Below are 12,321 nucleotides of genomic sequence, written 5' to 3' on the forward strand. Positions count from 1 at the left end.
GGGTTACACAAGTCCAGCAGAGTATGAGCGCAAATGCGCATAGTTATAGTGTCTACTTTTTGTGGGTAAGACCAGTTCCCCGAGTTATCCATAAGGAGATAAATATCAAAAAAGTAGTTAAGTATTTTGGTGTATTACTATTTGGTGCAATTCTGTCTGGATGTCTGTCAGAGACCCAGACAGCTAACAAGTGGGAATATAAAAGAGTCCGAATAGATCCTCTTAATCGAAAGAGCCCGCTTCATCAGTTGGACCTTGCAAGCGTCGATGCTGATGAACTAATTACCTTGTATCATAAAAAGCTAAATGATCTGGGGGCGGAAGGCTGGGAGTTGATCTATGTCACGGAAGGCGAGGTACATTTCTTTAAACGACCCCTTGAGTAAATCCAGAACATAACAAACACGGTCAGTGAAGCTACGGCCCTCCGGGCCTCCGCGGGACGGCTTACCTTATGCACGTTTTGCGCGGGTCGCTTCGCTCCCATTTTCGCGCAAATCGCGCATAAGGTAAGCCGCCCCTGCCGTGGGCGTTATGGTGCCGGGCTGTTAAATTTGTGGCCTGTGCCAGCGTGTAATTGAAAGCACTGTTTTGGCCCGCAGTATTTGGCTATTTGCCATGATAAAATCAAGCAGTTTCGTTCCCAGTGCTTTCGTTTAAGTCCGTAGGAATTGCGGCAAATCCGCTGCAGTAATGCGGAGTGCCAATAAGAGAATAATTGGTTGGGGGAAGCTGGAAGTTCTTTCCTCGTTTTTAAGGAGCTTCGGCGCATTCGGTGCCCGTAGGTATTTCGGAGCGCGTCAGCCATAACCAGGCGCTGCAGCCGACATCTTACTTTGAGCACTTTGTTACGCAGTCGCTACGCTCCTATTTTCGCGCAACAAAGCGCCCAAAGTAAGCTGCGGCTGAGCGCGGCGTTATGAGTCCATATAGGATAAAGTGCGTTGGCAAAGAAATGGATGGTCTTACTTTTGTTGGGAGTGAAGATTTTTGGCTGTTCATCTCATCAAAAGAAGCATGATTTATCTGCTGAAGAATTCAGAGCATCTTTCGAGAAAGATTGCAAAATCATTGACGGTATAGAAGAGTTGCATAAATCTACTTGGTATACCGTTAATGGATCTGAGGAGGGGTGGCATACCAAGGAATCATTTTCGTTAGAGGAAATGTCTGGGTGGCTAAGGGCGTGCGGCAGAGATCCAAATGGCATTTCCAAAATCCAGGAGTAAAACTCATAACAATCGCAGGCAGTTTGCTCCGGCCCTTCGGGCCTCCGCGGGACGGCTTACCTTGTGCACATTTTGCGCGGGTCGCTTCGCTCCCATTTTCGCGCAAAACTCGCACAAGGTAAGCCGCCCCTGCTGCGGGCGTTAAAACTTGAGGTATCAGCAATTGAGCTCTGAGATAGGAAGATTTGTTATTCTGATGGCAATAGCCGTGCCGATTCAGTTGCTTACCTATTTTCTATACCCGATTGAGTCGTCTCTTATTGAGATTTTTGAAGCAGAGAGTGGATTTTCTGAGGGGTTTAGGAACTATTTTGCACGTATTGCACTTAGTTCAATCGCCTATGTATTGCCAAGTATTGCGTCAGCATATTGGATATCGACTGTAAGTTCGGTTCGCCTATATCCAAAAATCGCATGGATTGTATTAGCTTTAGTTACCCAGTACTTTGTATTACTGTTCTATATGGCGGCGAAAATTGCACCCAAGTCAGATAGCTCAGACCAAAAGTTTTAACAAAGCGAGGCAGTTCGTTCCGGCCCTTCGGGCCTCCACCGGACAGCTTACTTTGTGCGCTTTATGCGCAGGTCGCTTCGCTCCTATTTTTGCGCATAAAGCGCCCAAAGCAAGCTGCCGCTGCTCGCGGCGTTAGGCATCCTGAATGACGATACCCAAAAAAAATTCTTGGACATATCTGGTTCCAACTGGGTGGGATGAAGAATCCGCGATCGAGCATTTTCAGGGGAAGTCGTTTGAGGAGGCTTTTTCACTTATTGAAGATAATGCACTCTTCTACAGCGAAGATTTTTACTACATGCCAAAGAAACCGTTTCAGTTTTATATAAAGGCATTTGTTGAGTATTTAGTGAGTGAAAAGAGTAAGGGAGATAGTGATGCGCCGTCTTGTTTCCTTGCTTTGTTTGAGTACATTTTAGATGAAAACGGTGAATTTTTAAGCGGTATAGAAGGGATTCTGGGTAATTGTCTAGCCCATATAGCCCACAATCAAAATTGGTATGATGCTGATACCAGCATTTATGGTGATTTCCACAATAGAGTCGGAGAAATCCGATCCAGGTGGTCCCATGCCTAACAATCAGCGGCAGAGCGACAGCCAACGCTACGCACTTTTTGTGTTACTCGCTGGCGCTCAAACATTAACACAAAAAGTACTCCGCGCTGGCTGCGCCTGCGCTGGGCGTTATGCGTCAATAGTAATCGAGAAGAAACGGAGATTCATATATGGGAATTAAGAAGATTGGGGTTCTCACCGCGTCTTTAATTTTGGGCGTAGCGATGATTGCTTTTGCTCAAGCTTCAAACAAAAATGAAAGTGAGCTGCTTGCTCAAATAGAGAAAAATGAAGCTCAAATTTCTGAGCTAAAAGAGAAAATTGAAGCCCTGGAAAGCAGGTTAGGTAATGTTGAAGTGGGTTTGGGAAATACACAATCCCAGCTAGAGTGGAAAGTGCAGCCCTTGGCTTCAGACACTAAATAGGCACCGCGCTTTGCGTCACGCATAACAATCAGCGGCAGAGCGACAGCCAACACTACGCACCTTTTGTGTTACTCGCTGTCGCTCAAACATTAACACAAAAGGTGCTCCGCGCTGGCTGCGCCTGCGCTGGGCGTTAAATTTCTGGAGGGTACTCATGCAAGAGTTTCAGTCTAAAGTTGACACATGGCTGGCAGTCATTATCTGGGGATCTGTCATATTTAGCATGATTATCGCTATCTATTTATTGATGGTCCAACCAATCTCGGGTGCGAATCTAGCTATAGTTGCGACTATTTCTGCGCTTGGAGTAATTTTGCCTGTCTGGATTATGTTCTCGACAAACTATATCGTTTCAGATGGAGTGCTAAAGATTCACAGTGGGCCTTTTTCATGGTCAGTCCCGGTAGATGAAATATCTTCGGTAACCGCTACGCACAATACGTTGTCGAGCCCCGCTTTGTCCTTAGACCGACTTCGGATTACGTACTCTAGCGGCAAGTCGATCATGGTCTCACCACAAGCAAAAAGCGATTTCTTAAGCGCAATTGGCAAGGAAATTTAACAAGGCGCTGCAAGGCGACGGCTTACCGTATGCACCTTTTTGCACAGTCGCTTCGCTCCTATTTTTGTGCAAAAACGCACATAAGGTAAGCCGCCCCTGAGCGCGGCGTTAGCCAAAAGGCCAAAAGCATGGATGAATTGAAAAAATTGGCTCGAGAGCTAGCAGAGCGCGAAGATCTGGTGGGTATTTACATAGCATCTGAAGATGGCGAATTATTGCTCCATGTAAAAGGACCCAAACAAGCGGAACTTGGCCATATACAATATTACTTGTTTGGCGGTAGAAACGAGATCCGGTCGACTTACGCAGGCCTTGAAAATATGATTCTTCCGCAAATGTATGCACAGGGCGATGAAAGGGCTGTGTACTCCAAGCTTGGCAAACTTCTATATGGCCTCTTTTATGTAGAAGATTTGCATGTTCTTGAGCATTGGGAAAAATCTAAGTTGCTATCAAATCGGATTGAATCATTAGTCAAAGATACATCCGCATTGTGGCAGTACACCAATGGCTAACAAACAGCGGCAGAGCGACAGCCAACACTACGCGCATTTTGTGTTACTCGCTGGCGCTCAAACATTAACACAAAATACGCTCCGCGCTGGCTGCGCCTGCGCTGGGCGTTATGAATCGTAAGGATTACGATGCAATGGCCTACAAATGAACAATGTTATGCAGCAATGAAAGAGCTTGCTGAGTACTATATGGAAGGCGACCAGTTGGAATATTGGAAAGTTTCAATCAGGCGTGGAGAGATCGAAGGCCAATGTCCTCCCGGAAAAGGCTTCTTGCATGATCTTGACCAAGTAATCCGTGTTTCGTCTAAGCCATTAATGAAAGATAAATCTGAGTTGTACCAACTTATCTGCACGGTTTGCATTTAGTGGTCCCAATTCATAACAAGGCCGGGCAATTTGCTCCGGGCCTGCGGCCCTCCGCGGGACAGCTTACCTTGTGCACGTTTTGCGCAGGTCGCTGCGCTCCCATTTTTGCGCAAAACGCGCACAAGGTAAGCTGCCCCTGCCGGCAGCGTTATGGTGCCGGTCGGTAAAAAATATTTTTAGTGATGCTGCAAGTTTTGCGCACAGTTCTGGCATCCAGTATTTCGCGTTTTGCCGTGGCATATTTAAGCAGTTTCGTTCCTAGTGTGTACGCTTGGGTTCGGTAGAATAGGGCAATTCCGCTGCAGTATTGCGGAGTGCCAATAAGATAAAAATAGGTTGAGGAAAGCGCGGTATTCTTTCCTCGTAATTTTCGGGCGGTGGCCAGCCAAGCCGTGGCTGGCAGAGTGCTAGTAGTTGGTTCAGAGCGCGTCAGCCATAACCAGGCTAGGCAGGCTCGCCCATCCCCTTCGGGGCTGGGCTGGACGTCCAACGCTACGCGTCGGCCGCCCCTGCTAGCAACGTTAGTGCACGTTCATCCATGAAATATTTAATTCCATTTTTCGCAGCTGTATTTTCCGTTGATTCATGGGGATGCTCATTTCCTAGGACATACGAAATATTCCAGACCGCACCACCAATAGCTTTGGCTTCGGTTAAGGTTCCAAAACCCGAAATAGCCATCGGTGAAATTTCGAGAGGCAGAGATGGAATTGGTAGTATGTGCGCTGACGCCGGGACCATAGAGGTAGTAATCACCAATCATCGTAGGTTAACTGGTTATAAGTTCATCGTTGTAGATGGTGAAGGTCCCGAAGCGGTATTCCCTAAGGAGCTCATCACTCCTATTCCCGGCAGGAAAAATGTTCGCTTCGTTTGGCTAGATGGCGCATCAGACATTCAGGAGCCCATTAACCTCAAAGTAAAGGTGATCGCAGTTAATTCGCTTGGAGTTGAGAGCAAGCCCACAGAAGTACTGGTGACCCACAGTGGTACATCGCACTAACAAGGTGCGGCAGCCGACGTCTTACTTTGTGCGTCTTTTGCACAGTCGCTGCGCTCCTATTTTCGTGCAAAATACACACAAAGTAAGCCGCCGCTGCGCACGGCGTTATGCAATGGAGAACTAGAAATCATGGATTTATTTAATGCAGTTGACTCAACTTTTGTATTTGTCGTAATGGGACACTTGACAGTATCTTCACTACTTTGCTGGCTTGTTCGTAGCGAAAAAACAGCAAGATGGCTTTCATTTTGCGTAGGTTCTCTTCTTATTCTTACATCGGCGATATTTTTGGGAATGCTGCACGGGGTTGAGGCGATAGTTGATCGAAATATTGCAGATCCTGGGATGTCATCAATCAAAATAGATATTGAAGTGGCTGTCCTAATACTTCCCTTTGTTTCGGCTGCAATAGGAAGCTCTTTGATTGCTCACGTGATCACTTCTCGACATAAATTCGAGGGAACCGAGTCAGTTGGAGATATTTCAGATGCTATCGCACAACGGTTCCAGGATGAGCTGCGCGAACAACTTTCCAAGTTGCCTGGTGTGCTGCCACCAAAGTAATGCATAACAAGGCCGGGCAATTTACTCCGGGCCTTCGGCCCTCCGTGGGACAGCTTACCTTGTGCACGTTTTGCGCAGGTCGCTGTGCTCCCATTTTTGCGCAAAAAGCGCACAAGGTAAGCTGCCCCTGCCGGCGGCGTTATGCAAAGGAATGCTGAGATAGTGAAAATTGAAGATATATGGAAATTGGTGTTGAGCTATCAAGCAGCAGTTTCAGCTGTTCATGAGATCTCTCGTAGTGATGGATACCCTATTTATCCGGAAGAAATTACAAATTTCATGAAATTGTTGCAGTCTCCCCCTTGGGTTGCATATGAATATCAGCCAAAAGAGATTAGCGGCATTCTAGAGTCAATAGAAAACGCGACCACAGAAGAAATCAAGTGGGCCTTAACTGCCGCGGCCAGGTCTGAAAGATTTTGTGATGGATCTTGGGAGCAAATCCTAAAAAATAGGAGGCTGGATCCGGTCTTTGAAAGGCTTCAGGAGCTGCATCATGCATAACAAGCAGCGGCAGAGCGACAGCCAACGCTACGCACCTTTTGTGTTACTCGCTGACGCTCAAACATTAACACAAAACGCGCTCCGCGCTGGCTGCGCCTGCGCTGGGCGTTATGAGTCAGTTGAAATTACGCATGCTTAAACGAAACTGCCCAGAATGTAAGAAAAAAACTCTAGAGATCCCATTGTTCTCAGCAGCTTACATCTGTCGAAATTGCGTATCTATATTCCAAGTTCACGGTTGGTTTAAATTTGTACTGATTTTCGGTGCGGTTCTTTTATATTTACTACTACTTCAAGCGGTATTAGCGCTTCTAGAGAATGAAAGCATCAATCTAATAGGCTTTGGAGCAGTAACTTACTTGGTTGTACCTTTAGTCATTTCGCTCGTTTTAAAAATTGCGAAAATGTACTTCGGGCCTTTGAAGCTCTCAGGTGTAAAAGGCAAAGTGCGAGGTAACTCATAACAATGCCAGGCAGTAAAGCTCCGGGCCTGTGGCCCTCCGCGGGACAGCTTACCTTGTGCACGTTTTGCGCGGGTCGCTGCGCTCCCATTTTCGCGCAAATCGCGTACAAGGTAAGCTGCCCCTGCTGGCGGCCTTATGCGCAATGAACATCAAGTATCGGCATTTACATCAAGGAAGAAATGAAATATCAATGTTGTGTGTGTAGCTCTAGATTTGAAGGAAGCCAAATTAAGGATGACTTCAAAAATGGGGTAAAAGAGGGATTTTTATGTCCTCAGTGTGGTGCCAATATCAAAGATGATATGAGCGGTGAAACAGCATTTGATAAAAAAGCTAAAGGCACATATTCATTTTACGCATTCTTATTAGCAATTTTCTTCTTAGACAGTAAAATCGAGCAATATATAAGCACTCCATTGGGTGCTAATAATTGGTTAGTTATCGGTTTGCTATTTGGCTTGGCTGCAATTATTTATGGTTTTGCAAACCGTGGTCTGCTCAAAGAAGCTAACGTATTAACTACACAGAGAGTGAGCGCATAACAAGTGGCTGCAACCGACCGCAAAAACTGTCACTTGTTTTGCCATAAACCCGGCAAAACAACCGCCATTTTTTACGGCGGCTGAGCCAGGCGTTATGGTGCCGGTCGGTAAAAATTGATAACTGCGCCGTTCAAACTTTTGCGCACAGTTTTCGTTTCCAGTATTTGGCTTCTTGCCATGGCACATTTAGCAGTTTCGTTCCTAGAGTGTTCGCTCGGGTTCGGTAGAAGAGGGTAGTCCGCTGCAGTATTTTGGCCTGCCAGTAAGATAAAAATAGGTTGGGGAGAGTGCGGCATTCTTTCCTCGTAATTTTCGGGCGGTGGCCAGCCAAGCCGTGGCTGGCAAAGTGCTAGTAGTTGGTCCGGAGCGCGTCAGCCATAACCAGGCTAGGCAGGCTCGCCCATCCCCTTCGGGGCTGGGCTGGACGGCCAACGCTACGCGCCGGCCGCCCCTGCTAGCAACGTTAAGGCATTAGCATCATATGAAGAAAGGTACATGCAGTGCCTGTAATCGTCAGATTCAGAATACAGGTTTTGATATCTGCATGTATTGCGGCGCTGAACTCCAAGATGATCAGAGATTCTCTGAGTCTGAAAAAATAGCTCTAAAAAAACAAAATGAGGCGCTAAAAAGTGAGTTGCGTCAAAAGAGAGGAAAGCTAAATGTAACATCAATCTCGAATTGCGGGTTTGATGGAGGGCTAGATTTCGGTGGCTCTGATGCTGGCTGTGAGTGAAGTCTGCCTTAACAAACGCAAGCAGTTTGCTACGGCTCTTCGGGCCTCCGCGGGACGCCCAACGCTATGCACGTTTAGTGCGGGTCGCTGCGCTCCCAGTTTCGCACAAAACGTGCATAGCATTGGTCGCCCCTGTTGCGGGCGTTAGTGTTCAACGATACCAATAAAATAATAAGGAAGAAAATATGAGAAAAGTAATTGCCATTTTTGTCTTGGGTGCAATGGTAGGTTGTGCAAGCGCAAATAAAATTGTGCTTCCAAGTGGCGCCGTTGGTTATACCATCAACTGCTCTGGCACTGCTGTTTCAATTTCAAAGTGTTACGAGAAGGCTGGCGCAGTCTGCCCTGGCGGTTACGATGTGGTTTCTTCTCATAATCAACCTGGGGTCATGACAGGCTTTGATGGTAATCCCATAGCCACCTCAGACAAAGGCATGGTGGTGCAGTGCAAGTAGCAAACTTGTGCTGGTGGGCCCAACACTAACAAGGCCGGGCAATTTGCTCCGGGCCTACGGCCCTCCGCGGGACAGCTTACCTTGCGCACTTTTTGCGCTGGTCGCTCTGCTCCCATTTTCGCGCAAAAATTGCACAAGGTAAGCTGCCCCTGCCGGCGGCGTTATGCGGCATAAAGAATGAGAAGCTTTGTACTCGTAGTTTTTACTATTTTTTTCGCGCAGTATGTGTCGGCCTGTGAATATCCTGTGCCTAAAATAGTTCCGCCAACCTCACCAAATGGGAGTTTTCGGTATATCTATCCGGAAACCGGACCAAACTATGAAGAAATCGCAGCTAGCAAAAATTTGGCGATAGTAAAAATTCTGGAAGTGGCTGGTGAAAAGAACTATCCAGATGTTGTAATAGTTCAGTTGCTACATGGTTGGGGGTATCAAAGTGGTAGGTATATGAAGTATCTAAATCCAAAAACCTCTTGTGGTAGCACAAAAGTAGCGGAAGTTGGCTGGTATGCGGCAGTAATAGTTCGCGGAAAACTAGCTAACTTGGTTCCATACAAAAATGTTGAGCCATACCTCAAAGAGAGGGGGCGGCCAGACTATGTATACTCCGCAATCGGAGTCCGGGGCGGCAGCGCATAACAATGCGCAGCAAAGGGACGGCTTACTTTATGCACGTCTTGCGCTGGTCGCTGCTCTCACATTTTCGCGCAAAACGCGCATAAAGTAAGCCGCCCCTGTGCGCGGCGTTATGTGTCCGGCATAGAAAATGAAGAATAGAGTCATACCAGTTTCTGTAATATTTCTCGTTCTTTTTGCGTTATCTGTTCTATTCGGGTTTGCATATGAAGAATGGGATGGTCTCTGCGGCCACAAAAAAGAGTTTGGTTTTTTCCCATTCTATCGTGTAGGCACACCAACAGATCCATCCGGTGAGTGTTCGACAGGGGTTATTGTTAAAGGAGCAATTCAAACTTCTGCTGCGTTATTGTTTTTAACAATATTCGCATTTTCTGCTCGGCGGAAACTCAAAAGGAGGTCAGGTGCGAGTAGTGGCACATAACAAGGCCGGGCAATTTGCTCCGGGCCTGCGGCCCTCCGCGGGACAGCTTACCTTGTGCACATTTTGCGCTGGTCGCTACGCTCCCATTTTCGCGCAAAACGCGCACAAGGTAAGCTGCCCCTGCCGGCGGCGTTATAAGCAAATATGACCAACGCAAATGCAACCACAATTCTGAAAATACTGGCGGCTATAGAACTGTCATCAGACGATAGGATTGATCAAGATTTCGCGGTTGCTTTATTGGAATTTGCGGCGTCGGAGCTTTCTCTTGGAAATTCTGATGAAAAGTTTATCCTCGGTGAAGCTGTTGACTCATTGCTGGAACATGAAGAGCTTCTGACTATTGAAGAAAAGGAGTTCTATGAGAATTTCATGGAAAATTTTGGACTCCTGTAGGGCTTATAACAAGGCCAGGCAGTATGCTACGGGCCTTCGGCCCTGCGCGGGACAGCTTACTTTGTGCACGTTTTGCGCAGGTCGCTGCGCTCCCATTTTCGCGCAAAACGCGCACAAAGTAAGCTGCCCCTGCTGGCGGCGTTAGGCACTAATGGATATTGAAGCCAAGATTCAGCTTATTGATAAAGCAATAGATGCTGGGCAGAGAGACTCCCGCGAGATCGGGGATGTCTTTGATGATCTAGATCTGGCCCTAGAAATAGACGGCAAAGGCGCGGTTCTTAGATACTTCTTTGATTGTTGGTCGGATGCTATAAATCACGATTATATGGTTTACCAAAATCGTGATCCAAATGAATGGATTAGTGCTGCGAAAGAGTTAAGATCTTGGTATCAAGGCTCCACTTTAGAACTGTCAGCACGTACACTCTGGAATGAAACTATTCCTAAAAATGCCTAACAAAGCAAGGCAACAACGCCAAGTGAAAACACACTTGGCTGGACGCCCAACACTCCGTTTCTGCTGTGTTGTTCGCTCCGCTCTCAACTTAACACAGCAGAAACTACGTATTGGCCGCCGTTGCTTGCGGCGTTATATTTTCGGAGAGTATGTGAGCAAAAGAAAAATAGTAATTCTCTCGGGGCTAGTTTTTCCCCTGATTACCTATATGCTCACCACGTACTGGCACTCCTTTAAAGGTTATGATGGTATACATTGTGCAGGGTTACTTGATGCGGTTTGGGAATGTACAAGGTTTGAGTACTATCTTGATTGGCTCTTGAGTCCATTCTCAATGCCAGTTTTGTTTTTCTACTACGTTGTATCAGCCGTTGTAACTCCGTTGGCATTGTGGTGGGTAAAAAAAATATAACAATCAGCGGCAGAACGACAGCCAACGCTACGCACCTTTTGTGTTACTCGCTGGCGCTCAAACATTGACACAAAAAGTGCTCCGCGCTGGCTGCGCCTGCGCTGGGCGTTAGGCATACGTAATACCCATGAAATATTTTCTGTCCCTATATATTCTACTTCTTGGCGCTCCAGCTATAGGTTGTATCGCCGAGCCAAGCTCAACGATAGCTCTGGAGCCCAAAAAATTTCTAGAAAAATATGAAATTGTATTTTTCGGAAAAATTATTTCTTTTGAAGAAGTGGGAGAGGATCATCAGATAGTTACATTTGAGGTGCAAAAATCATTTAAAGGCCCTCCTGAAGACTATTTCATGGTAGAAAATAAAATTACTAGCACATGCTCTGGGTGGATTGATCAAAGAATAAGCCATTATTATGTGTTCGGAAACGATTCAGGTTCTCCTAAAGTTATTCAAATCTCGAATTTTTCGTCATTTGTCCCAGCGCCAATGGCTAAAGAATATGGCATGGAGCTGCAGTGAATGCCTAACAAGGCCAGGCAGTTTGCTACGGGCCTTCGGCCCTCCGCGGGACAGCTTACCTTGTGCACATTTTGCACAGGTCGCTGCGCTCCCATTGTTGCGCAAAACGCGCACAAGGTAAGCTGCCCCTGCTGGCGGCGTTAGGCAAGTTACGGAACGAGCATAATGAATACAGGAAATTTCACAAATTCCGTTTTAAAGCTAGAGCGTGCGGAAGAGATCTTGGTGGAGATAGAGGCTAAGATGAAAACAGATCCGCCGTATTTGTATGTGCTCGAGACGGATGCCTCAACGCATCAGAGAGCTACCTTGGCTAAGAAAAACAGTGATTCCCTAGATCGTCTAGTGATCCGGTGCGGCGAGCTTTTTCACAACCTGAGATCTGCCATAGATCAAGCATATTTCGAGGCAATTTCGCCTAACTTACCACAAGAAAAGCATAAAGCAATTCAGTTTCCAATTTCAAAAGACTCTGCTAGTTATGAGCAGACGATTAGATCTAGACAGGGTGATAAGGCTGGCCAGGAATTTTTTGAAGCCCTGAAGTCGTTGAAAGCCTACCACGGCGAGGGTGGGAATTTTATTCTGGTTTTGCTTCACGAAGTAAACGTAGGAGACAAACACAAGTTCCCCACCCCAGCAGGAAACTTTTCAAGGATAGATAGCCGAATGATTCAGGAGCAAATTCCGGACTTCCCGGGTGGTTTAACGGATTGTGGGGCGGGCATGAGCAAGAAGGACGTAGTTTGGACTTCGCGCATGTACAACCCTAAGGAGATTGGGGCAGTGCTTCCGCCGTTCATGCATATCTACCAAAAAGCTATAGACGTCCTAGTTGAAACTTGGTTCTATATCGACTCTCCACGGCACGAAGGAGAAGTCTTAGAAACACTTAGATCACTTATAAATGAAGTGGCTCGCTCACTGGATATACTGCGTAGCGCGCTCAAAAGTGCCTAACAAGCGACTGTGGTGTCAACCACCCAAAATTTAAGTTGCACACCACGCTTGTTTTTCTCGAATCATCGCATT

General features: G+C 46.7%; 20 protein-coding genes. All 20 read left to right on the forward strand.

The window, feature by feature from the left end:
• On the forward strand, positions 1 to 386 hold a 386-nt coding region (locus tag ACNKU7_RS18595), incomplete at its 5' end, for a DUF4177 domain-containing protein (RefSeq protein ID WP_418298485.1).
• A gap of 558 nt (positions 387 to 944) precedes the next feature.
• Positions 945 to 1,229: a hypothetical protein gene (locus ACNKU7_RS18600; RefSeq protein WP_418298486.1), complete on the forward strand. Its 285-nt coding sequence runs from the start codon at positions 945 to 947 to the stop codon at positions 1,227 to 1,229.
• Positions 1,230 to 1,392: 163 nt separating this feature from the next.
• Positions 1,393 to 1,743, forward strand: coding sequence for a hypothetical protein (locus ACNKU7_RS18605; protein WP_418298487.1), 351 nt, complete (start codon positions 1,393 to 1,395; stop codon positions 1,741 to 1,743).
• A gap of 145 nt (positions 1,744 to 1,888) precedes the next feature.
• Entirely contained in the window at positions 1,889 to 2,320 is a 432-nt protein-coding gene (locus ACNKU7_RS18610; protein WP_418298488.1) for a hypothetical protein, read from the forward strand.
• Between the two features lie 149 nt (positions 2,321 to 2,469).
• On the forward strand, positions 2,470 to 2,724 hold the full coding sequence (locus ACNKU7_RS18615; protein ID WP_418298489.1) for a hypothetical protein: 255 nt from the start codon (positions 2,470 to 2,472) through the stop codon (positions 2,722 to 2,724).
• Positions 2,725 to 2,878: 154 nt separating this feature from the next.
• Positions 2,879 to 3,286 (forward strand): PH domain-containing protein, encoded by a 408-nt coding sequence (locus tag ACNKU7_RS18620; RefSeq protein ID WP_418298490.1) that lies wholly within the window; start codon positions 2,879 to 2,881, stop codon positions 3,284 to 3,286.
• A gap of 128 nt (positions 3,287 to 3,414) precedes the next feature.
• Positions 3,415 to 3,801 carry a hypothetical protein gene (locus tag ACNKU7_RS18625; protein ID WP_418298491.1) on the forward strand — a complete coding sequence of 129 codons (387 nt, stop codon included), beginning with the start codon at positions 3,415 to 3,417 and terminating at the stop codon, positions 3,799 to 3,801.
• Between the two features lie 907 nt (positions 3,802 to 4,708).
• Positions 4,709 to 5,173, forward strand: a complete 465-nt coding sequence (locus ACNKU7_RS18630) for a hypothetical protein (RefSeq protein WP_418298492.1) — start codon at positions 4,709 to 4,711, stop codon at positions 5,171 to 5,173.
• A gap of 129 nt (positions 5,174 to 5,302) precedes the next feature.
• Entirely contained in the window at positions 5,303 to 5,737 is a 435-nt protein-coding gene (locus ACNKU7_RS18635; protein WP_418298493.1) for a hypothetical protein, read from the forward strand.
• A 162-nt stretch (positions 5,738 to 5,899) separates the two neighbouring features.
• Positions 5,900 to 6,241, forward strand: coding sequence for a DUF6508 domain-containing protein (locus tag ACNKU7_RS18640; RefSeq protein ID WP_418298494.1), 342 nt, complete (start codon positions 5,900 to 5,902; stop codon positions 6,239 to 6,241).
• A gap of 110 nt (positions 6,242 to 6,351) precedes the next feature.
• Positions 6,352 to 6,705: a hypothetical protein gene (locus ACNKU7_RS18645; RefSeq protein WP_418298495.1), complete on the forward strand. Its 354-nt coding sequence runs from the start codon at positions 6,352 to 6,354 to the stop codon at positions 6,703 to 6,705.
• Positions 6,706 to 6,884: 179 nt separating this feature from the next.
• A complete protein-coding gene (locus ACNKU7_RS18650; protein ID WP_418298496.1) occupies positions 6,885 to 7,247 on the forward strand; it encodes a hypothetical protein in 363 nt (120 codons plus the stop codon).
• A 481-nt stretch (positions 7,248 to 7,728) separates the two neighbouring features.
• Positions 7,729 to 7,983, forward strand: a complete 255-nt coding sequence (locus tag ACNKU7_RS18655) for a hypothetical protein (RefSeq protein WP_418298497.1) — start codon at positions 7,729 to 7,731, stop codon at positions 7,981 to 7,983.
• A 185-nt stretch (positions 7,984 to 8,168) separates the two neighbouring features.
• Positions 8,169 to 8,438, forward strand: a complete 270-nt coding sequence (locus ACNKU7_RS18660; RefSeq protein ID WP_418298498.1) for a hypothetical protein — start codon at positions 8,169 to 8,171, stop codon at positions 8,436 to 8,438.
• Positions 8,439 to 8,615: 177 nt separating this feature from the next.
• Positions 8,616 to 9,077: a hypothetical protein gene (locus ACNKU7_RS18665; protein ID WP_418298499.1), complete on the forward strand. Its 462-nt coding sequence runs from the start codon at positions 8,616 to 8,618 to the stop codon at positions 9,075 to 9,077.
• Between the two features lie 127 nt (positions 9,078 to 9,204).
• Positions 9,205 to 9,498 (forward strand): hypothetical protein, encoded by a 294-nt coding sequence (locus ACNKU7_RS18670; RefSeq protein WP_418298500.1) that lies wholly within the window; start codon positions 9,205 to 9,207, stop codon positions 9,496 to 9,498.
• A 144-nt stretch (positions 9,499 to 9,642) separates the two neighbouring features.
• Complete coding sequence (locus ACNKU7_RS18675; RefSeq protein ID WP_418298501.1) at positions 9,643 to 9,894, forward strand: hypothetical protein; 252 nt, start codon at positions 9,643 to 9,645, stop codon at positions 9,892 to 9,894.
• Between the two features lie 151 nt (positions 9,895 to 10,045).
• Positions 10,046 to 10,354 carry a hypothetical protein gene (locus tag ACNKU7_RS18680; protein WP_418298502.1) on the forward strand — a complete coding sequence of 103 codons (309 nt, stop codon included), beginning with the start codon at positions 10,046 to 10,048 and terminating at the stop codon, positions 10,352 to 10,354.
• Positions 10,355 to 10,893: 539 nt separating this feature from the next.
• Positions 10,894 to 11,289, forward strand: coding sequence for a hypothetical protein (locus ACNKU7_RS18685; protein ID WP_418298503.1), 396 nt, complete (start codon positions 10,894 to 10,896; stop codon positions 11,287 to 11,289).
• A 165-nt stretch (positions 11,290 to 11,454) separates the two neighbouring features.
• Complete coding sequence (locus ACNKU7_RS18690; protein ID WP_418298504.1) at positions 11,455 to 12,249, forward strand: hypothetical protein; 795 nt, start codon at positions 11,455 to 11,457, stop codon at positions 12,247 to 12,249.
• Positions 12,250 to 12,321 lie beyond the last annotated feature (72 nt).

The sequence above is a fragment of the Microbulbifer weihaiensis genome, from assembly GCF_048323715.1.
Classification (GTDB): domain Bacteria; phylum Pseudomonadota; class Gammaproteobacteria; order Pseudomonadales; family Cellvibrionaceae; genus Microbulbifer.